Source organism: Micromonospora sp. DT47, assembly GCF_049844475.1.
Lineage (GTDB): Bacteria > Actinomycetota > Actinomycetes > Mycobacteriales > Micromonosporaceae > Micromonospora.
This window is the reverse complement of record NZ_JBNCLC010000004.1, coordinates 42603-62076: the sequence shown is the minus strand read 5'-3', so window position 1 is coordinate 62076 and position 19474 is coordinate 42603. Positions and strand designations below refer to the sequence as shown.

The 19474-nt window shown below is 72.5% G+C and carries 21 protein-coding genes and 1 pseudogene; 19 read left to right on the top strand and 3 right to left on the bottom strand.

Annotated elements, in window-relative coordinates:
- Positions 1-49: 49 nt before the first annotated feature.
- A pseudogene (locus ACLQ2U_RS07445) lies at positions 50-293 on the top strand (LLM class F420-dependent oxidoreductase); the annotation flags it as partial.
- A gap of 174 nt (positions 294-467) precedes the next feature.
- The gene (locus ACLQ2U_RS07440) at positions 468-1634 is read left to right on the top strand and encodes a low temperature requirement protein A (protein WP_425749807.1); all 1167 of its coding nucleotides are present in this window, start codon (positions 468-470) and stop codon (positions 1632-1634) included.
- Positions 1635-1917: 283 nt separating this feature from the next.
- On the opposite strand, the gene ACLQ2U_RS07435 is transcribed toward ACLQ2U_RS07440, so the two are convergent.
- Positions 1918-2148: a winged helix-turn-helix domain-containing protein gene (locus ACLQ2U_RS07435; protein WP_425749806.1), complete on the bottom strand. Its 231-nt coding sequence runs from the start codon at positions 2146-2148 to the stop codon at positions 1918-1920.
- A gap of 434 nt (positions 2149-2582) precedes the next feature.
- On the opposite strand from ACLQ2U_RS07435, the gene ACLQ2U_RS07430 reads away from it, so the two are divergent.
- The 13 genes from ACLQ2U_RS07430 to ahcY all read left to right on the top strand — a co-directional run bounded on the left by ACLQ2U_RS07430 (position 2583) and on the right by ahcY (position 13476).
- Positions 2583-2837: a hypothetical protein gene (locus tag ACLQ2U_RS07430; RefSeq protein WP_425749805.1), complete on the top strand. Its 255-nt coding sequence runs from the start codon at positions 2583-2585 to the stop codon at positions 2835-2837.
- A complete protein-coding gene (locus tag ACLQ2U_RS07425) occupies positions 2834-3052 on the top strand; it encodes a hypothetical protein (RefSeq protein ID WP_425749804.1) in 219 nt (72 codons plus the stop codon). The genes ACLQ2U_RS07430 and ACLQ2U_RS07425 overlap by 4 nt, the downstream gene beginning before the upstream one ends.
- Complete coding sequence (locus ACLQ2U_RS07420) at positions 3049-3225, top strand: hypothetical protein (protein ID WP_425749803.1); 177 nt, start codon at positions 3049-3051, stop codon at positions 3223-3225. The genes ACLQ2U_RS07425 and ACLQ2U_RS07420 overlap by 4 nt, the downstream gene beginning before the upstream one ends.
- 49 nt (positions 3226-3274) lie before the next feature.
- The gene (locus tag ACLQ2U_RS07415) at positions 3275-3853 is read left to right on the top strand and encodes a DinB family protein (protein WP_425749802.1); all 579 of its coding nucleotides are present in this window, start codon (positions 3275-3277) and stop codon (positions 3851-3853) included.
- Positions 3850-4497 carry a tetratricopeptide repeat protein gene (locus ACLQ2U_RS07410; RefSeq protein WP_425749801.1) on the top strand — a complete coding sequence of 216 codons (648 nt, stop codon included), beginning with the start codon at positions 3850-3852 and terminating at the stop codon, positions 4495-4497. The genes ACLQ2U_RS07415 and ACLQ2U_RS07410 overlap by 4 nt, the downstream gene beginning before the upstream one ends.
- Positions 4498-4554: 57 nt before the next feature.
- Positions 4555-5250: a deoxyribonuclease V gene (gene nfi / locus ACLQ2U_RS07405; RefSeq protein WP_425749800.1), complete on the top strand. Its 696-nt coding sequence runs from the start codon at positions 4555-4557 to the stop codon at positions 5248-5250.
- A 250-nt stretch (positions 5251-5500) separates the two neighbouring features.
- A complete protein-coding gene (locus tag ACLQ2U_RS07400; protein ID WP_425749799.1) occupies positions 5501-6646 on the top strand; it encodes a hypothetical protein in 1146 nt (381 codons plus the stop codon).
- A 69-nt stretch (positions 6647-6715) separates the two neighbouring features.
- A complete protein-coding gene (locus ACLQ2U_RS07395) occupies positions 6716-8098 on the top strand; it encodes a phosphomannomutase/phosphoglucomutase (protein ID WP_425749798.1) in 1383 nt (460 codons plus the stop codon).
- Between the two features lie 60 nt (positions 8099-8158).
- Entirely contained in the window at positions 8159-8344 is a 186-nt protein-coding gene (locus tag ACLQ2U_RS07390) for a Trm112 family protein (protein WP_425749797.1), read from the top strand.
- On the top strand, positions 8341-9537 hold the full coding sequence (locus tag ACLQ2U_RS07385; protein WP_425749796.1) for an SIS domain-containing protein: 1197 nt from the start codon (positions 8341-8343) through the stop codon (positions 9535-9537). Before ACLQ2U_RS07390 ends, ACLQ2U_RS07385 begins: the two co-directional genes overlap by 4 nt.
- Entirely contained in the window at positions 9534-10541 is a 1008-nt protein-coding gene (locus tag ACLQ2U_RS07380) for a cation diffusion facilitator family transporter (RefSeq protein WP_425749795.1), read from the top strand. The genes ACLQ2U_RS07385 and ACLQ2U_RS07380 overlap by 4 nt, the downstream gene beginning before the upstream one ends.
- A gap of 2 nt (positions 10542-10543) precedes the next feature.
- Positions 10544-11710 (top strand): mannose-6-phosphate isomerase, class I, encoded by a 1167-nt coding sequence (gene manA, locus ACLQ2U_RS07375; protein ID WP_425749794.1) that lies wholly within the window; start codon positions 10544-10546, stop codon positions 11708-11710.
- A gap of 278 nt (positions 11711-11988) precedes the next feature.
- Positions 11989-13476 (top strand): adenosylhomocysteinase, encoded by a 1488-nt coding sequence (gene ahcY / locus ACLQ2U_RS07370; protein ID WP_425749793.1) that lies wholly within the window; start codon positions 11989-11991, stop codon positions 13474-13476.
- Between the two features lie 90 nt (positions 13477-13566).
- On the opposite strand, the gene ACLQ2U_RS07365 is transcribed toward ahcY, so the two are convergent.
- Positions 13567-13725: a hypothetical protein gene (locus ACLQ2U_RS07365; RefSeq protein WP_425749792.1), complete on the bottom strand. Its 159-nt coding sequence runs from the start codon at positions 13723-13725 to the stop codon at positions 13567-13569.
- 292 nt (positions 13726-14017) lie between these two features.
- Between ACLQ2U_RS07365 and efeU the strand changes: the two genes are divergently transcribed.
- Genes efeU through efeB form a run of 3 tightly spaced genes read left to right on the top strand, consistent with a single transcriptional unit; the run spans position 14018 to position 17393 of the window.
- Positions 14018-14893: an iron uptake transporter permease EfeU gene (gene efeU / locus ACLQ2U_RS07360; protein ID WP_425749791.1), complete on the top strand. Its 876-nt coding sequence runs from the start codon at positions 14018-14020 to the stop codon at positions 14891-14893.
- Positions 14894-14922: 29 nt separating this feature from the next.
- A complete protein-coding gene (efeO, locus tag ACLQ2U_RS07355) occupies positions 14923-16056 on the top strand; it encodes an iron uptake system protein EfeO (RefSeq protein WP_425749790.1) in 1134 nt (377 codons plus the stop codon).
- A 23-nt stretch (positions 16057-16079) separates the two neighbouring features.
- Positions 16080-17393 carry an iron uptake transporter deferrochelatase/peroxidase subunit gene (gene efeB / locus ACLQ2U_RS07350; protein WP_425749789.1) on the top strand — a complete coding sequence of 438 codons (1314 nt, stop codon included), beginning with the start codon at positions 16080-16082 and terminating at the stop codon, positions 17391-17393.
- Positions 17394-17411: 18 nt separating this feature from the next.
- Here the strand turns inward: efeB and ACLQ2U_RS07345 are convergent, their stop codons facing one another.
- Entirely contained in the window at positions 17412-18383 is a 972-nt protein-coding gene (locus ACLQ2U_RS07345; protein ID WP_425749788.1) for an RDD family protein, read from the bottom strand.
- A 36-nt stretch (positions 18384-18419) separates the two neighbouring features.
- Here ACLQ2U_RS07345 and ACLQ2U_RS07340 point away from each other — a divergent pair, with 36 nt between their 5' ends.
- Complete coding sequence (locus tag ACLQ2U_RS07340) at positions 18420-19469, top strand: stage II sporulation protein M (RefSeq protein WP_425749787.1); 1050 nt, start codon at positions 18420-18422, stop codon at positions 19467-19469.
- Positions 19470-19474: the final 5 nt, after the last annotated feature.

Here is a 19474-nt window from a genome sequence, read left to right as displayed (position 1 = left end):
CTGCCCGCGCGGCGGGCGGGCAGGAACGGCCGAGGACGAAGCGATGGGGGTGACTGTGCCATTGGGCGGGATCCCGCTGGCCGACCACGCCGCGGTCAACGTGACCGTCGACCGGGCCGGCTTTACCAACGTCTCGTCCTCCGAGGTCGCCGGGGCCGACGCCTTCACCCCGCTGGCGCTGGCCGCCGCCTGGCAGCCGCGGCTACGCCCGTTCAGGGCCGCCTTGAAGACGTACAGAAACTGGAACGGGGATTCTGGCGACGCCGGCAGCCGGCTGTCCGGTCTCGGGACCTGCGTGACGGATCGGTATCAGGACCTGGGTGACATCCGCCGAGTGTGGCTTCCCAAGATCGCGCTAGGTGTTCTGCCGTGGCGAGTGGCTTCCGTCGTTCCTGGCTCGTTTGTATGGAGTGATACGAGAGGAAGCGCCGTGACTAGGTTGGGACTCTGTGCCGGGCTGATGGCGGATGGGTGAGTCGGGCGGCGAGCGGCTCATGCGCGAGAAAGCCGGCTGGCGGCGGGCGACCTTCCTGGAGCTGCTCTTCGATCTTGTCTTCGTGTTCGCGCTCAATCAGCTCAGCTTGCGGCTGATCCATGACCTCAGCGCTGGGAGTCAGCAATGGTTCGGCGAGGTGGTGGAGACCTTCCTGCTGTTCCTGGCGTTCTGGGTCCTGTGGCTGTCGACTGTCGCGTTGACCAGCCGACGAAGCCCGGATTTGCTGCTGGTCCAGATCATGGTGTTCATGTCGATGGCCGGCGCCGTGGTGATGGCCGTCGCGGTACCGCAGGGGTTCGAGCAGCGGGCTCTCGTCTTCGCCGGCGCTTATGCGACGGTCCGGATAAGCCGCCTGCTGCTCCTCCTGGTCCTCCGCCGTCTAACGGTCACTACCACGGCGCCGCTCTCGGTTGCCGTGAGCGCGGTGCTGTGGATCGTGGGCGCGCTGGTGCACGACCAGGGTCTCCGCGCCGTGCTCTGGGCCCTCGCGCTGGCCATCGGCTACATCGGGTTCACGGCCCGCTTTAAACGATCCGCTGGACCGATCGCGGGTGAGCACCTGGCCGAGCGGTTGCAGCAGTTCTATTTGATCACGTTAGGTGAGGCGATCTTCGTGTCCGGCAAGGCGTTCAGCGGCAGCGACCTCGGCACCCCGCATACGGCCGGGTTCGGGCTCGCGTTCGTCGCCATCGTGCTGCTCTGGCGGGTCTATTTCTACCGGGCCGGCGCTACCCTCCCGCTGGCCATCACGGGCGCCAGGAACCCGGTCCGGCAGTCCGTGGCGGTAGCCGGGACTCACCTGCTCATGATCGCCGGCGTCCTCCTGGCCGGTGTCAGCTTCGAGCTGTACATCACGGAGCCGCTCGGCCGGCCGGAACCGAGCTGGCTCATCGCCATCCTCGGTGGGCCCGCGCTGTTCCTGGCCGGGCGGTCATTTCTCGAACTCCAGGTCTTCAGCCGAGTCTCCCGATCGCGGCTGGCCGGCCTGCTCGCCCTGGGCCTCCTGATTCCGGCCACGTGGTACCTGCCACCCCTGGCCGCCGGTGGCGCCGCCGCTGCGGTACTGGCCGGAATCGCCGGCTCGGACGCTTGGCGCGCCCGGGGCCGCGCACCCGAGGCACCCGCCCCACGGATCTGACCCACCAGGGAATCCCGGCCCTTCGCGGAGCGAACCGTCAGGGCCACGGACCAGACAGGCCTCAAGAACTACCCAACGTCAAAAGATCGTCTAGGCCGGACGTGTCACGCAGGTCCTGATGAGGGTGATGGTTGACACCTGGTCGGCCTGGTCCTCGTTGTGTCTGTAACCCAGCCGGGAGGAGCACCGGGTGGGACTCGCGGAGTTGAGCGTCATGGAACAGCGGTTTCACGCGGTCATGGAATCGACGCGACAGCGGCGGGTCGGACTCGTGACGACGGCGCTAGTTGCTCTTGGATGCGCGATCTGTGACGTAGACACCCTTGCCCTGACGGCCGTCGATTAGCCCCTCGGCCTTGAGGACGAGCATCGCCGCGCGGATGACAGTGTTGCTGGCCTCGTAGTGCGCGCAGAGGGCGTTGAACGACGGCAACTTGTCGCCTGGCTTCAGGCGTCCGTCACGGATCTGCTCGCGAAGATCGCGGGCGACCTGAAGGTATGCAGCTTCAGACATCGGTGGTGCTCCCAGCTTGGCGGCTGGGGCAAGCACACCACAGGAAGTGCGGAAGTTACAACGCCATGTGCTCATAGCCGTTGACCGTGCGCGCTATGCGCTCTAAGTTGCTGATGGGGCTACTGAGCTTGGCGGCTTGACGCCCCGCCGTGGGTGTCTGGCCTGGTCCCCCGTCCGGGGTGGGCACCCGCGGCACCGTCCTGGCGAGTTGGCGGGAGGCCCGATGGGTGGTCGGACGCGGTGGATGCCGAGCCGACGAAGGGCCTTCGAGCGGGCGACCGAGCTTCGGGAGCGGCATGCGGGTTCAGCGACACAGCGGGCGGCGTGATGGTGCGCCGCGTTTCCTACGAGGAGTACCTCGTCGCGGCGGCGATGACGCTGGCCCGCCGGCATCGGCCGGTCTGGTGTTGGCGCCGGTGGCGACGGGTGTGCCGGTGCGGCGCGGACCTGCCGTGCCGGGCGCGGCACCGGCTCCCGATCAACCGGGGCCACTGGCCGGGGGAGGGGCGGACGCCGACCACCTGATGTGGCTGATCCTGGCGGTGCACGTGCGGCGGATCGACGGCACGTGTGCCGGCTGCCGGGCCTGGTGGGCGCGGCTGTCGCCGTACCCCTGCTGGCAGGTCGAGTGGGCGACCAGCCGGCAGGCCCGCTCGCGCACCGCGCGCTTCCTGGGCGGCCTGCGATGACCACCCACGGCCCGGTGCTGCCGGTGTGGAGTTGCGGTGGCTGCGACCTGCCGTGGCCGTGCCCGACGCGCAAGCGCGAGTTGCGGGCCGAGTTCGACCGGGCGCCCGTCTCGCTCGCCCTCTACATGGGGTCCTGCCTCGTCTGGGCGGCCGAGGATCTGGTCAGGCTGCCGGCGGGCAGCCTGCATCGACGGTTCTTGGGCTGGGTGCGGTGAGCGTCCTCCGGCCTGGTGACGAGAAGTTCCACTACAGCGACGGCTCGCACAAGTGGATCCCGCCCAGTCCCGACTACGACCAGGAGGTCTGGGACGAGCAGGTGCGGCAGCACAAGCAGCGGCACCTCGCTGGTGAGAAGCCGAAGCCCCGCCTGCGCACGCGTTCGATCTGAGCGGCGGAAATCCCTTGCTACCGGTCGATGGGTGGGTCAGGGTCGCCGCATGACGGACTCCCACGCCGACACCAACCTGCCCGCCCGCTCCTTCGGCTGGTCGGACATGTTCGTCCGACCCGAGGACGACCCCCGTTCGGACGGAAACTTCGACGACGAGCGGAGCATCCTGGTCAACTACCTCCGCGACTATCGGCTGACCCTGGAACTCAAGTGCGCCGACCTCGACGCGGAGGCGCTGGCCCGGCGTAGCGTGCCGCCGTCGACGATGTCGCTGCTCGGGCTGGTCCGACACATGGCCGAGGTGGAGCGGGGCTGGTTCCGGCGCACCATGGCCGGCGAGGACGCCCCGTGGATCTGGCGTACTGAGGACGACCGGGACGCCGACTTCGACGGCGCGGTCGGTGACCCGGAGGTGGTCGCGGAGGCGTGGGCGACCTGGCGGGCCGAGGTCGCGTACGCCGAGCGTTTCGTCGCCGAGGCGCCCGACCTCGGGGTCAAGGGGCACCGCGGCGACGAGGTCATCTCGCTGCGCGAGCTGCTGGTGCACATGATCGAGGAGTACGCCCGGCACCTCGGCCACGCCGACTTCCTGCGCGAGCGGATCGACGGCCGGGTCGGCCAGTGACGGCGGAGGACCGGATCGCCCGGGCCCACGCCCACTACGAGCGGGCCGTCTTCGCCGGCGAGACCGGCGTGCTCACCGAAGCCGAGCGCGACCTGGACGGGGTCGAGGCGGATCTCGCCCTGGCCCGGGGCCGGATCCTGCACGCCCGGTTCCTCGACGGCCGGGTCGAGGACCCGCGCGAGCTGCCGCTCTTCGAGCGGGCCGTTGAGCTCTACCGGCAGCTCGGTGACGCTCGCGGCGAGGCGGAGGCACTCTTCTGGGTCGGCTGCGTCCACCAGGTGATCCGGCAGGACGAGAAGGCTGCCGCTCCGGCGTACGCGCGCGCTCATCAGCTGGCCACCGGGGTCGGTGACCGGTTGACGCTCTCCTACGTGCTGCGGCACCTGGCCTTCACCGAGCAGGCGGCCGGGCGGCTCGACGCGGCGCGCCAGCGGATGGAGGAGTCCACCCAGCTGCGCCGGGAGGTCGGCTTCCAGCCGGGCGTCGCGGCGAACCTGGTCGGGCTGGCGTTCCTCGCCATCGGCGACGGCCGACGGGACGACGCCCGGGCGCTGGTCGAGGAGGCGGCGGCCACCGCCGAGGCCAGCGGTGCGTCCGGCATCCTGCGCTGGGTCGAGGAGGCGCGCCAGGCATTGAGCGAGTGATCTCCGGAAGGGCGTGGACGATGGGGATATCGCCGTATCGCCGGAGAGGAGTCGATCATGAAAGGCCAGGGGGCGCCGCGGACGGTGGCGGAGGCGGTGGCCGTCCAGGATCGGTTGCGGCCGCTCGCGGACCTGGTCGGGCCCGGCCCGCGCCGGCCCGCGACGGTGGCCGGCCTCGACGTCGCGTACGCGGAGAGCGGTGACCTGCTGGCGGCGGCCGTCACCGTGCTCGACGCCGCGACCCTGACCGTGGTCGACCGGGCGGTCAGCGTCGGCCGGCCGGCCTTCGACTACGTACCCGGGCTCTTCGCCTTCCGGGAGCTGCCCGCGCTGCTGGCCGCGCTCGACCGGCTGACCACCCGTCCGGAGCTGCTGGTCTGCGACGGGCACGGGCTGGCCCATCCGCGCCGGTTCGGGCTGGCCTGCCATCTGGGCGTGGTCACCGGCCTGCCGGCGATCGGGGTGGGCAAGACGCCGCTGGTCGGCGAGTGGGCCGAGCCGGGGCCGCGCCGAGGTGACAGCAGTCCGTTGGTCGACGAGGGCGACACTGTCGGGCGGGTGCTGCGGACCCGGGACGGGGTGAAGCCCGTCTTCGTCAGCGTCGGGCACCGGATGAGCCTGGACAACGCGGTCGCGCAGGTGCTCGCGCTGACCCCGCGCTACCGACTGCCGGAGACCACCCGGACCGCCGACCGGCTCTGCCGCGACGCCCTGGCCGCCGCCGCTCCGACCGGTGGATCACCGGCCCGCTGAGCGTCGCGGCCCCTGCCGCCGCGGCCGCGTCGACATCGGACGGCGTCGACCGCCGGTTCAGGTGCGTACCGGGGTCGCCGGCAGATCCCCAGGTGGACGCCGAGCTCGTCGCGCGGCGAGCCGGTCGGCATGCCCGGAGCCGCCGGAGGGTAATCCGGCACACATGCCGGGCGCTCTATGAGCGAGGGGTACCCCGCCCCGGTAGTAATCTGACCGGCGGACCCCAACGGGGAGAAACGGTGAGGTGAACATGTCGGTGCGTCGGCACATGGCGCGACTGGTGGCGGCCGGCGCGCTGCTGGGCGGCCTGCTGGTCGTCGGGGCGGCACCGGCATACGCCGACGAGGACCGGATCGGTGTCCGCGCGGCGAGCAGCTTCACCGCCGGCGGCTCCCCGGGCGGCGTCGCGATCGAGGTGCGCAAGCGCACCGACGGCTGCGTGATGCTGCGCACCGCGCTCGGGCTGCGCCTGGACGGTGTCTCCGCCGACCAGGTGCGGGTAGAGGTGAACGCGGGCGGCCGCTGGTTCCCGGTGCCGGTCTCCGGCGGTGGAGGCGAGGTGAGCGTGCCCCGTACCTCGCCGGCGAATCCCACGTTGTGCAAGGGAAAGAGCATCACCGTCCGCTACCGGGTGGCGTTCCTCGCGGGCGCTCCGGCGGGCCGGTTGGAGGTGGTCGGCGAGGCGACGACCGCGTCAGGCCGGCTCCTCGGCCGGGAGGTCGACACCTCCAAGGTCGGCGGTAGGGCCGCCGGGTTGCCGACCAGCAGGCCCAGCCCGACCCCCAGCGCGGTGCCGACCGAGACCCCGGCGGCCGCCGCGGACGAGCCGACCCAGGCCGTCCTCGCCGCCCCGATCACCGGCCAGGCCGCCGCCGATGCCGACCAGTCCTCCGGAGGATCCATGATCATGTTTTTCGGCATCGCCATGGTCGCCGTGGGCGCCGGGTTGATCGCCCTGCTCATCCGGAACAACCGCAAGGACCCGACGGACGACGGCGGGCAGGTCGGCTACCCGGGCGTCCCGCTGTCGCCCAACCCCGGCCCCACCACCTACCGCTCCGGCGGCGGGCTGCCGGGCGGGACCCCCGCGCCGACTCCCCAGATGTACGGCCAGCAGCAGCCCCCGGCCCGCCCCACCGGCCTGTACGGGGCGGCCGGCACCTACCCCACGGTCACCCCGGCCGCCGGCGGGACGTACGGCGCCCGGCCCACCTCGGCCCCGCCGTCGCCGGCCTCCGCGCCCCCGGTCTCGGCGCCCCCGGCGCAGGGCCGGCACGCCTCGGCTCCGCCCGCGCAGGGCCGGCACGCCCCGGCCCCGCCGGCCGGTCAGACCGGCCCCCAGCATGGCCCCGCCGGCGGGGACGCCACGACGTTCATGCCCCGCCTCCCCGGCTAGAACGGGGCCGGCGCCGCCGCTCCGATACGCTCAGGGTCGTTGACGGCCTGCTGGCGAGGAGCGAAACCTGTGTCTGACCTGTCCCAGATCGTGAAGGCGTACGACGTCCGGGGGACGGTGCCCGACCAGTGGGACAAGCGCGCCGCCGAGGCCCTCGGCGCGGCCTTCACGCAGGTGCTCAACGCCGCCGGTGAGCCGGGCGACGCCGTCCTCATCGCCCACGACATGCGGGCCACCGGCCCCGGTCTCGCCACGGCGTTCGCCACCGGCGTCCAGGCCGAGGGGCGCACCGTGATCGAGCTCGGGCTCGCCTCCACCGACATGCTCTACTACGCCTCCGGCGCGCTGGACCTGCCCGGGGCGATGTTCACCGCCAGCCACAACCCGGCGCAGTACAACGGCATCAAGATGTGCCGCTCCGGCGCCCGGCCGATCGGCCAGGACAGCGGCCTTTCCGACATCCGGGACCGGGCGCAGGCCCTGCTGGATCGCGGCGAGCGCCCGGCCGGCGAGCCGCAGCACGCGATCAAGCGGCGTGACCTGCTCCCGGACTACGCCGCCTACCTGCGCAAGTTGGTCGACCTCTCCACCATCCGGCCGCTGAAGGTGGTGGTGGACGCCGGCAACGGGATGGGCGGCTACACCGTGCCCAGCGTGCTCGGCGAGCGCACGCTGCCGGCCCTGCCGCTGGAGATCGTGCCGCTCTACTTCGAGCTGGACGGCACCTTCCCCAACCACGAGGCCAACCCGCTCGACCCGAAGAACCTGGTCGACCTGCAGCGCGCGGTGGTCGAGCACGGCGCCGACATCGGTCTGGCCTTCGACGGCGACGCCGACCGCTGCTTCGTGGTCGACGAGCGGGGCGAGCCGGTCTCCCCGTCCGCGGTCACCGCCCTGGTCGCGGCCCGGGAGCTGGCCAAGCACCCCGGCTCCACCGTGATCCACAACCTGATCACCTCCCGCGCGGTGCCGGAGATCATCCGCGAGCACGGCGGCGAGCCGGTGGTGGCCCGGGTCGGCCACTCCTTCATCAAGGCCGAGATGGCCCGTACCAACGCGATCTTCGGTGGCGAGCACTCGGCGCACTACTACTTCCGCGACTTCTGGTTCGCCGACACCGGCATGCTCGCCGCCATGCACACCCTGGCCGCGCTCGGCGAGCAGTCCCAGCCGCTGTCGATCCTGGCCAGCGTCTTCGAGCGGTACGTCGCCTCGGGTGAGATCAACTCGACGGTGGCCGACCAGGCGGCGAAGGTCGCCGAGGTCCGGGTCGCGTACCCGGAGGCGGAGGCCGACGAGCTGGACGGGCTCACCCTGCGGTTCCCCGACGGCGCCTGGTTCAACCTGCGCGCGTCCAACACCGAGCCGTTGCTGCGGCTCAACGTGGAGGGCCCGACCGAGGAGCGGATGATCTCGCTGCGCGACGAGGTGCTGGAGCGGGTTCGCGGATAAGATCGCCTGCGCCGGTCGGCACCGCCGTCCGACGAGACCACCCACGTGGAAGGAGCCGCAGTGGCCCTGGACCCGCAGTTGCTCGAGATCCTCGCCTGCCCCGACACGCACCACGCCCCGTTGGACTACGACGCGCAGGCACAGACCCTGACCTGCACCGAGTGCGGTCGCGTCTTCGAGGTACGCGACGACGTGCCGGTGCTGCTGCTCGACGAGGCCCGCGGCGGCCCGGAGGCGCAGCCGTGATGGACGGTGTGGCCGGCGTCAGCGGCCGGCGGGTGGCCGACGAGTCGGTGCTGGACGACCCGGACGCCGTCGCCGAGCACGACCCGGGAGGCATGCTGCGCTACACCGCCTCGGCCGGCGCCCAGGTGCGCGAGTCGGCGGCGCTGGCCGCCGAGGCGAACCTGTCGCTGCTGGAAGACGGTGGCCGCCCCCGGGCGGTGGTCATCGCCGGCATCGGCACCGCCGGGCGTACCGGTGACGTGCTGGCCACGGTCGCCGGGCCGCGCTGCCCGGTGCCGGTCATCCCGCACCGCAGCTCCGGCGTGCCCGGCTGGGTCGGCGCGGCGGACGTGGTGATCGCGGTCAGCGCCTCCGGCCGCAGCCCCGAGGCGCTCGGCGCCGCCGAGGCCGCGCACCGCCGCGGCGCCCGGCTGGTCGCCGTCGGCGCGCCCGACTCGCAGTTGCAGGCGGTCGCCGAGCGGGCCCGGGCGCCGTTCATCCCGGTGCCCCGGCGCGCCCCGGCCCGGGCCAGCCTCTGGGCGCTTACCGTGCCGGTTCTGCTCGCCGCCCGTACGCTCGGCCTCGTGAAGGTCAACGAGGCGGATCTGGCGGAGACCGCGGCCCGGCTGGACGCCGACGCCGACCGGTGCCGGCCGACCGCCGAGTCCTTCGTCAACCCGGCGAAGTCGCTGGCCCTCGGGCTGGCCGGGTCGATCCCGATCGTCTGGGGCTCGTCCCCGCTGGCCACCGTCGCGGCCCGGCGTTTCGGCGACACCCTGTCGGCCAACGCCCGCTACCCGGTGGTCACCGGGGCGCTCGGCGAGGCCGGTCGGGGGCGGGTCGGCCTGCTCGACGGAGTCTTCGGCGGTCTGGTCGAGTTGGCGCGGGACATCTTCGTCGACCGCGACGAGACCGAGGGTGACTCGACCCGGCTGCGGCTGGTGCTGCTTCGCGACGGCGGCCTCAACGCCGACGACGACACCGACGAGCCGCTGGCCGTCGAGGAGCGCCGCGCCGACGCGGTGCAGACCCTCGCGGAGCGGCGCGGCGTGCGCTGCGACGTGGTCACCGCCGAGGGCGGTTCCGCGCTGGAGCGGCTCGCCTCGCTCATCGCGGTGCCCGACTTCGCCTCGGTCTACCTTGCCCTGGCCCACGGACTGGACCCGATGGCGGTCCCGGCCATCACGGAAATGAAGGAGCTGTCGAACCAGTGAGCGCAAATGGCGGGACGAAGGCGATCGTCGCCGCCCTGCTGGCCAACGTCGGCATCGCCGTCACCAAGTTCGTCGCGTTCCTGCTGACGGGTTCGTCGTCGATGCTCGCCGAGGCGATCCACTCAGTCGCCGACTCCGGCAACCAGGGCCTGCTGCTGCTCGGCGGCAAGCGGGCCAAGCGGGAGGCCACCCCGCAGCACCCCTTCGGGTACGGCCGGGAGCGCTACATCTACGCGTTCATCGTGTCCATCGTGCTGTTCAGCGTCGGTGGTCTCTTCGCGCTCTACGAGGCGTACCACAAGTGGTCGCACAAGGGGGGCATCGACGAGTGGCAGTGGGTGCCGGTCACCGTCCTGGTGGCCGCCATCATCATGGAGTCGTTTTCCCTCCGGACCGCCATCAAGGAGTCCAACCTGGTCCGGGGCAACCAGTCCTGGGTGCGCTTCATCCGCCGTGCCAAGGCCCCCGAGCTGCCGGTGGTGCTGCTGGAGGACCTCGGCGCGCTGATCGGTCTGGTCTTCGCGCTCTTCGGCGTCGGCATGACCCTGATCACCGGCAACGGCGAGTGGGACGCCGCCGGCACCGCCGCGATCGGTGTCCTGCTGGTGACGATCGCGATCGTGCTCGCCATCGAGACCAAGAGCCTGCTGCTGGGTGAGGGTGCCGAACGACACGACCTCGAGGCCATCGAAAAGGCGATCACCGAGGGCCCCGAGGTCGAGCGGATCATCCACATGAAGACGCTCTACCTCGGCCCCGAGGAGCTGATGGTGGCCGCGAAGATCGCCGTGCCACCAGGCGACAGCGCCGAGGACCTGGCCCGCGGCATCAACGCCGTCGAGGCGCGGATCCGTGCCGCCGTCCCGGTCGCCCGGGTCATCTACCTGGAGCCGGACGTCTACTCCGCCGCCGCCGACCAGGCCGGCACCGGCGCCGCCGCGCACACCGCCGCACCGCAGCCGGAGTCCGGGCCGGGTGAGGCGGCCGAGCGGGCCGGAGGCTGAGCGTGGAGCTGCTGTACGGGCCGATCCGCGACTACGCCTGGGGGTCCCGCTCGGCGATCGCCGAGCTGCAGGGGCGCCCGGTGCCCAGTGCGGGTCCGGAGGCGGAACTGTGGCTGGGCGCCCACCCGGGCGCCCCGGCCATGGTCGACCGGGGCGGCAACCGGGTGAGCCTGCTCGACCTGCTGGTCGCCGAGCCGGGCCACTGGCTCGGCGAGCGGGTCGTCGGCCGGTTCGGCACCCGGCTGCCATTCCTGCTGAAGGTGCTCGCCGCGGACGCCCCGCTGAGCCTGCAGGCCCACCCGGACGCCGAGCAGGCCCGGGCCGGGCACGCGGCCGACGCGGCGCGCACCGACGGGCGCCGCAACTACGTCGACCCGTTCCACAAGCCGGAGTTGCTGGTCGCGCTCTCGCCGATGGAGGCGCTCTGCGGTTTCCGTGACCCGGCGGTCTCGGCGGAGGCGCTCGCCGGGTTCGGCGTACCCGCGCTGGCGCCGGTGGTGGACGCGTTGCGCACCGGGCCGGCGGGGCTGCGGGAGGGCGTACGCCTGCTGTTGACCTGGCCGGCCGCGGAGCGGGCCGGGCTGGTGGCGGCCGTGGTGGCGGCGCCGGTCGCCGGCCCGGACGCGGAGCTGGCCCGGGCGCTGGCCGCCGCCTATCCGGGCGACCCGGGGGTGCTGGTGGCGTTGCTGCTGCACCACGTGCGGCTGGCGCCGGGGGAGGCGATCTGGATGCCGGCCGGCAACCTGCACGCCTACCTGCGCGGCACCGGCGTGGAGATCATGGCGGCCAGCGACAACGTGCTGCGCGGCGGGCTGACCCCGAAGCACGTGGACGTCGACGAGCTGCTGCGGGTGCTCCGTTTCGAGGTGCTGGACGACCCGGTGGTCACCGCGCGGCCGGTGGCGCCCGGGGTGGTCTGCTGGCCGGTGCCGATCGAGGACTTTGCGCTGCACCGGGTGACGGTGGGCGCGGCGACGCCCTCGGTGCGGCTGCCGCTGCCCGGGCCGCGGGTGGTGCTCTGCCGCGGCGGCAAGGTCTCGGTGGACGACGGGGCGGGCGCGGTCATCCTCGGCCCGGGGCAGGCGGCGATCGGTACGGCCGCCGCCGCCGAGCCGCTGGTCTTCGCCGGCGAGGGCGAGGCGTACGTGGCCACCTGCGGCGCCTTCTGACTCGTCGGCCGACGATACAAGTCCGACTTTTCCTGAAATCGCTTGACGTGGCCCTTGCCCAGTGTGACTCTATGGGTACGCAGCGTTGTCGCGACGAAGGTCCGAGAGCGCGCGCGGGGGAACCAAACCGGGGGGATGCGCGGGGCGGCCGGCTCGTGGACGGAAATTCCGTCCACCACCGACCGCCCCGTGCGCTGTCTCCGGCGGTCCTCCGTGCGGCCTCAAGGCACGGGCGTAAGGTGAATGGTTGCGCAGCCCATCGTTCGACAGGAGCTTCTATGACCAGCACCCTCCCGGCGTCCACCAGTGGCACGCGGCCGAGCACCCTCGCTGAGGGCGACTACAAGGTGGCGGATCTGTCGCTCGCCGAGTTCGGGCGCAAGGAGATCCAGCTCGCCGAGCACGAGATGCCCGGCCTGATGGCGATCCGCCGTGAATTCGCCGACGCCCAGCCCCTGGCAGGCGCCCGCGTCACCGGCTCGCTGCACATGACCATCCAGACCGCCGTCCTGATCGAGACCCTGGTCGCGCTCGGCGCGCAGGTCCGCTGGGCGTCCTGCAACATCTTCTCCACCCAGGACCACGCCGCCGCCGCGATCGTGGTGGGCCCGACCGGCACCCCCGAGGCGCCGGCCGGCGTCCCGGTCTACGCCTGGAAGGGCGAGAGCCTGGAGGAGTACTGGTGGTGCACCGAGCAGGTGCTTACCTGGCCGGACGGGCAGGGCCCGAACATGATCCTCGACGACGGCGGCGACGCCACCCTGCTCGTGCACAAGGGCGTCGAGTTCGAGAAGGCCGGGGTCGTCCCGCCGGTCGAGTCCGCCGACTCCGAGGAGTACGCGGTCATCCTCGAGGTGTTGCACCGCTCGCTCGCCGAGGACGGCCAGCGCTGGACCCGGATCGCCTCCGGCATCAAGGGCGTGACGGAGGAGACCACCACCGGCGTCCACCGGCTCTACGAGATGCACCGCGCCGGCACCCTGCTCTTCCCGGCCATCAACGTCAACGACTCGGTGACCAAGAGCAAGTTCGACAACAAGTACGGCTGCCGCCACTCGCTGATCGACGGCATCAACCGGGCCACCGACGTGCTGATCGGCGGCAAGATGGCCGTCGTGCTCGGCTACGGCGACGTGGGTAAGGGCTGCGCCGAGTCGCTGCGCGGCCAGGGCGCCCGGGTCGTGGTGACCGAGGTCGACCCGATCTGCGCGCTCCAGGCGGCGATGGACGGCTACCAGGTCGCCACCCTGGACGACGTGGTCGAGCAGGCCGACATCTTCATCACCGCGACCGGCTGCTTCGACGTCATCACCAACGAGCACATGGCCCGGATGAAGCACCAGGCCATCGTCGGCAACATCGGCCACTTCGACAACGAGATCGACATGGCCGGCCTGGCCAAGCGCTCGGACGTCACCCGGGTCAACATCAAGCCGCAGGTCGACCTGTGGAAGTTCAACGACGGCCACGCCATCATCGTGCTCTCCGAGGGCCGCCTGCTGAACCTGGGCAACGCCACCGGTCACCCGAGCTTCGTGATGTCGAACTCGTTCGCCAACCAGACCATCGCCCAGATCGAGCTCTTCACCAAGACCGAGGAGTACCCGATCGGCGTCTACGTGCTGCCGAAGCTCCTGGACGAGAAGGTCGCCCGGCTGCACCTGGGCGCGCTCGGCGCCAAGCTGAGCAAGCTCACCAAGGTGCAGGCCTCCTACCTCGGCATCGCCGAGGAGGGCCCGTTCAAGCCGGAGCACTACCGCTACTGAGATCCATGTCGAAGGACCGGGTCGGCCGCCACGCGGCCGGCCCGGTCCTTTCGTGTACGCCGCCCGTCGGGCCCGGCGGGGGCAGGCGGGTCAGCGGGGGTTGGGGCCGCGGCGGGTGGGGCGGATCCAGGTCCAGACGCACCAGGCCAGCCAGGCGAGCGAGACCGCCACGGCCAGCGGCCGCAGCCGCAGCGCGCTGAGGACGACGACCAGCGCCAGCACCGTCAGCCACGGCGTCAGGCCCCTCACCCGTGCGCTCCCTTCGTCCTGTGTCGATCCGCACAGGGGTCGGAAGTCCCTGGTGGCGCGGGGGCGGGCGGACGGAGGGTGGGAAGCGCGTCGGGCACGGGTCGTCCTGTCCTCGGAGTCCGTCGGATCCTCCCACGACGGCGGCCGGCGCCCGCCCTCCGACGACGCCCCGACCAGCACGCGGAGCCCGGGTGAAGTCGTCGCGAACGACTTGACGCCACCCCCGGGGCGGGAGGAAGGTATGCCTGCCCTAAGTTAGTTGAGGCAACCCTTACTACGACACGGAGTACCGATGTTCGCCACGTACCTGATCGGCCTGCGGGAGGGCCTGGAAGCGACCCTGGTGGTCAGCATCCTGGTCGCGTTCCTGGTGAAGTCGCGGCGTCGGGACCGGCTGCCCCAGGTCTGGACCGGCGTGGGTCTGGCCGTGGCGCTGTCGGTGCTCTTCGGCTGGCTGATCGAGTACACCTCGACCTCCCTGCTGGCCCGATCCGAGGACCGCGAGCTCTTCGAGGCGGTGACCTCCGTCGCCGCCGTGGTCTTCGTGACCTGGATGATCTTCTGGATGCGCAAGGCCGCCCGGACGATCGCCGGCGAGCTGCGCGGCAAGCTCACCGAGGCGCTCGCGGTCGGCTCCCTCGCGGTGGCCGGGATGTCCTTCCTCGCGGTGATCCGGGAGGGTCTGGAGACCGCCCTGATCTTCTACTCGGCGGCGCAGAGCGCGGCCGGTGGCGCCGGGCGTGGCCCGCTGCTGGCGCTGATCGGCGGCGTCGCGACCTCCGTGGTGATCGGATTCCTGCTCTACCGCAGCGCCCTGAGGATCAACCTGTCGAAGTTCTTCACCTGGACCGGCGCGCTGCTGATCCTGGTCGCCGCCGGCATCCTCAAGTACGGCGTACACGACTTCCAGGAGGCCGGTGTCCTGCCCGGCCTGAACGACCTGGCCTTCGACATCTCCTCGGTGCTCGATCCGAGCACCTGGTACGCCGCCCTGCTCGCCGGGATGTTCAACATCACCGCCGCGCCGAGCGTGCTGGAGATGCTCGCCTGGGTCGCCTACGCGGTGCCGGTGATGGTGCTCTTCCTCCGGAAGCCGGCCACCCCCGCCAAGCCGACCCCCGCGACGTCGTCCGCCGACGCACCGACCCCCGCCGTCCCGCGCGCCTGACCCGCCCTTCTCCGAGGAGACAAGAACTGATGCGTACCACCCGCTTCCTGGTGCTCGCCGCCGCCGGCGTGCTGGCCGTCACCGGCGTCACCGCCTGCACGGACGGGGAGGAACAGGAGGCCGCGAAGGCCGGGAACGCGGTCAAGGTCAAGGCGACCGACACCGCCTGCGAGGTCGACCTCACCGACCTGACCGCCGGCCAGGCCACCTTCACCGTGACCAACTCCGGCAGCAAGGTCAACGAGTTCTACGTCTACGCCGCCGGTGACCGGGTGATGGGCGAGGTGGAGAACATCGCCCCCGGCCTGAGCCGCGAGCTGCGCGTCGAGCTGCCCGGCGGGAGGTACGAGACGGCCTGCAAGCCCGGGATGAGCGGCCGCGGCATCCGCGGCGCGCTCAAGGTCAGCGGCACGGCCGCGACCGTCGCGCCGGACGCCGCGCTGACCGAGGCCACCACCAGCTACCAGCGGTACGTGACCAGCCAGACCGGCGCGCTGCTGACGAAGACCGAGGAGTTCGTCACCGCGGTCAAGGCCGGCGACGTGGCGAAGGCCAAGGCGCTCTACCCGGTCGCCCGCATCTACTGGGAGCGGATCGAGCCGGTGGCGGAGAGCTTCGGCGACCTCGACCCGAAGATCGACGGCCGCGAGGAGGTCGTCGAGGAGGGCATGGAGTTCACCGGCTTCCACCGGATCGAGAAGGACCTCTGGACCACCGGCGACATCAGCAAGGACGGCCCGATCGCCGACCGGCTGCTCGCCGACGTCAAGGAGATCGTGGCGAAGGCCAACGCCGAGAAGCTCACCCCGCTCCAGCTCGCCAACGGCGCCAAGGCGCTGCTCGACGAGGTCGCCAGCGGCAAGATCACCGGCGAGGAGGAACGGTACTCGCACACCGACCTCTGGGACTTCAACGCCAACCTGGAGGGCTCGAAGGCCGCCATCGCCGCGCTGCGCCCCGCCCTGGAGCAGCGCTCGCCCGAGCTGGTCACCCAGCTCGACGCCGAGTTCGCCAACGTGGAGTCCGCGCTCGGCAGGCACCGCGCCGGTGACGGCTGGAAGCTGCACACGGCGCTGAGCAAGACCGAGCTCAAGGAGCTCTCAGACAGCATCAATGCCCTCGCCGAGCCGATCAGCAAGGTCGCCGCGGCCGTCGCCCGGTGACCACGGGTCCGTCAGGAGAGTCGATGAGCGAGCAGAGCACCGAGCCGGCCGCGGACGGCGGACGGCGTGGTACGCCGCTGTCCCGGCGGCGGGCCATCACCCTCGCCGGGGTCGGCGTCGCCGGCGTGGCCGGGGTCGCCGCCGGCGCCGGCGCGCTGGTCCGGGGTGCCGACCACGCCGCGGCGAACGACCTGGCCGCCGGAGCGGTGCCGTTCCACGGCGAGCACCAGGCCGGCATCGCCACCCCCGCCCAGGACCGGCTGCACTTCGTCGCGTTCGACGTGATCACCAAGGACCGGGCCCGGCTGGTCGCCATGCTCCAGGAGTGGACGGCCGCCGCCGCCCGGATGACCGCCGGGAAGGACGCCGGTGTCATCGGCGCCGTCGGCGGCATGCCGGAGGCCCCGCCGGACGACACCGGGGAGGCGCTCGGCCTGCCCCCGTCGCAGCTCACCCTCACCGTCGGGTTCGGCCCGACGCTGTTCCGGGACGCGCAGGGCAGGGACCGGTTCGGCATCGCCGACCGGCGTCCCGCCGCCCTGGCCGACCTGCCGCACTTCGCCGGGGACGCGCTGCGCCCGGAGATCTCCGGCGGCGACCTCTGCGTCCAGGCCTGCGCCAACGACCCGCAGGTGGCGGTGCACGCCATCCGCAACCTGGCCCGGATCGGCATGGGCGTGGTCAGCGTCCGCTGGTCCCAGCTGGGTTTCGGGCGTACCTCGTCGACCTCGCGGGAGCAGGCCACGCCGCGCAACCTGTTCGGCTTCAAGGACGGCACCGCCAACCTCAAGGCCGAGGACGCCGGCCTGCTGCGCGAGCAGCTCTGGGCCCAGCCGGGCGACGGGCCGGACTGGATGACCGGCGGGTCGTACCTGGTCACTCGCAAGATCCGGATGCAGATCGAGACCTGGGACCGCAGCTCGCTGGCGGAGCAGGAGCAGATCGTCGGGCGGACCAAGGGCAGCGGCGCCCCGCTGGGCCGTAAGGACGAGTTCGACGAGCCGGACTTCGTGGCCAAGGGCGACGACGGCCAGCCGGTCATGGCCGAGGACTCCCACGTCCGGCTCGCCCACCCCAGCACGAACAACGGCGCCCGCCTGCTGCGCCGGGGCTACAACTTCGTCGACGGCTCGGACGGGCTGGGCCGGCTCGACGCCGGGCTCTTCTTCATGGCGTACCAGCGGGACCCGCGCAAGCAGTTCGTGCCGATCCAGACCCAGCTGGCCCGGCACGACGCGATGAACGAGTACCTGCGGCACGTCTCCAGCGCGGTCTTCGCCTGCCCGCCCGGCGCCCGCGACGCCGCCGACCACTGGGGCCGCGCCCTCTTCGGCTGACCCCACCCGGCTCGGCGGTCAGCCGGTGCGGGGAGCGGGGACGGCCGGGCGCACGTCCGTCGGGGCGGGCGTCGACGCCGGCGGGCCGGCAACCAGGGCGAGCTCCGGGCCGGAATCCAGCTCGGGCCAGAGGCCCGCGCTCATCGTCCGGCTGCGGTGCAGCCGGAGCGCGCCGCGGCGGTTCCGCTCGGCCAGCACCGCCGCCAGGGCCAGCGTCTCCGGTACGCCCGGCGGCGGTGGCGGGAAGGTCACCGCGGCCACCTCGCGCCACAGCCCCCAGGCCAGCCGGGAGCGGGACGGCTCGGCGAACTGGTGCGCCCGGGTCAGGTACTGCCGCACGGCCAGGGCCAGCGCGTCGTCCATCCGGGTCAGGTCCAGGGTGGCCGCCCAGCGGGCCAGCGGCGGGATGATCCTCGGCGCGGGTCGCCACGGATGGGTCGTCCGGGTGTGCACCACCATCGTGCCGCCCACCAGGTCGCCCAGCCGCCGCCCACGCGGGTCGGTCAGCATCACGGCCACCCCCGCCACCCAGCTGAGCAGGGGCAGCACCAGGCCCGGCCACTCCACGGCCACGCCGACCAGCGCCCGGGTCAGCGACTGCCGCAACCCGACCGGGCCGCCGTCGGCGCTGACCACCCGCAGCCCGACCGCCATCTTGCCGACCGTCCGGCCGTGGTTGAACCGTTCCCACAGCACCGGGTAGCCGACCAGCACCACCACCAGCCCGACCGTCTGCAGGGCCTCGCCCAGGGCCCGGTCCACCGCCCCCCCGGGCAGCGCGAACAGCATCAGCGGGATCAGCACCACGGCCAGCAGCGCCGCGACCACCAGCTGGGCCACGATGTCGATCAGCAGCGCCAGCACCCGGGAGCCCAGCCGGGCGACCCGGACGTCCAGCTCGACGGCCTCACCGCTGACCAGACCGGCGTCGGCCGCACGGTCGGCCCGCCGGACCGTGGCGGGCACCGGTGGTTGCGCTGTCACCCGCACAGTGAACACTATGGGCGCCGGACGGGGGAGGACCTAGTGGATCTCGACGCGTACGTCGCCGAGCACAGCCACGAATGGCGGCGGCTGGAGCTGTTCTGCGACCGTCGTCGGCTCGACGCCGACGAGGTCGACGAGATGGTGGCGCTCTACCAGCGCACCGCCACCCACCTGTCCGTGCTGCGCAGCCGCTCGCCCGATCCCATGCTGGTCAGCCGCCTGTCCCAGCTGGTGCTGCGGGCCCGGGCCCGGGTCACCGGGCGCCGCCGTCCGTCCTGGTCCGCGCTCGGCCGGTTCGTCACCGTGGGCTTCCCGGCCGCCGTCTGGCGCGCCTGGCCCTGGTGGTGTGCGGTGGCGACCGGCTTCAGCCTGCTCAGCGGCTTCCTCATCTGGTACGTCGCCGGGAATCCGGCCACCGCGGCGGCCTTCATCGGCCCGGAGGCCGCCGCCGACCTGGTGGATTCCGGCTTCGCCGGCTACTACACCGAGTTCTCCGCGCCGACCTTCGCCTTCCACCTGTGGACCCACAACGCCTGGATCGCCGCCCAGTGCCTGGCCTCCGGGGTGCTGGTCGTGCCGGTGTTCTACCTGCTGTGGCAGAACGCGCTCAACGTCGGCGTGGTCGGCGGCGTGATGGTCTCGTACGGCCGGGCGGACGTCTTCTTCGGCCTGATCACCCCGCACGGGCTGCTGGAGCTGACCGGGGTCTTCGTCGCCGCCGGGGTGGGGCTGCGCACCGGCTGGGCGTGGATCTCCCCGCCGGCGCACCTGACCCGGGGCCGGGCGGTCGCCGAGGCCGGCCGGTCGGCGATCCTGGTCGCCGTCGGCCTGGTCGGGCTCTTCGCGGTCTCCGCGCTGCTGGAGGCGTTCGTCACCCCGGCGCCGGTGCCGACCGCGCTGCGGATCGGCGTGGGCGCCGCCGTCTGGCTCGGCTTCCTGGCGTACGTGGTCGGGTTCGGCCGGCGGGCGGTCAGCGCCGCGGCGACGGCGGACCGGAACGACCCCTGGCTGGCCGAGCTCTGGCCCTCCACGGATCCCGCCCGGGCCTGGCAGCCCGCCCGGCCGACGGCCGACCACATCCCGGACTGAGCCGC

What these genes read in the sequence shown, in the direction of transcription:
- ACLQ2U_RS07440 (WP_425749807.1), top strand. Translation starts at nt 468, where the DNA reads ATGGGTGAGTCGGGCGGCGAGCGGCTCATGCGCGAGAAAGCCGGCTGG.
- ACLQ2U_RS07435 (WP_425749806.1), bottom strand. Translation starts at nt 2,148, where the DNA reads ATGTCTGAAGCTGCATACCTTCAGGTCGCCCGCGATCTTCGCGAGCAG.
- ACLQ2U_RS07425 (WP_425749804.1), top strand. Translation starts at nt 2,834, where the DNA reads ATGACCACCCACGGCCCGGTGCTGCCGGTGTGGAGTTGCGGTGGCTGC.
- ACLQ2U_RS07415 (WP_425749802.1), top strand. Translation starts at nt 3,275, where the DNA reads ATGACGGACTCCCACGCCGACACCAACCTGCCCGCCCGCTCCTTCGGC.
- nfi (WP_425749800.1), top strand. Translation starts at nt 4,555, where the DNA reads ATGAAAGGCCAGGGGGCGCCGCGGACGGTGGCGGAGGCGGTGGCCGTC.
- ACLQ2U_RS07400 (WP_425749799.1), top strand. Translation starts at nt 5,501, where the DNA reads ATGTCGGTGCGTCGGCACATGGCGCGACTGGTGGCGGCCGGCGCGCTG.
- ahcY (WP_425749793.1), top strand. Translation starts at nt 11,989, where the DNA reads ATGACCAGCACCCTCCCGGCGTCCACCAGTGGCACGCGGCCGAGCACC.
- efeU (WP_425749791.1), top strand. Translation starts at nt 14,018, where the DNA reads ATGTTCGCCACGTACCTGATCGGCCTGCGGGAGGGCCTGGAAGCGACC.
- efeO (WP_425749790.1), top strand. Translation starts at nt 14,923, where the DNA reads ATGCGTACCACCCGCTTCCTGGTGCTCGCCGCCGCCGGCGTGCTGGCC.
- efeB (WP_425749789.1), top strand. Translation starts at nt 16,080, where the DNA reads ATGAGCGAGCAGAGCACCGAGCCGGCCGCGGACGGCGGACGGCGTGGT.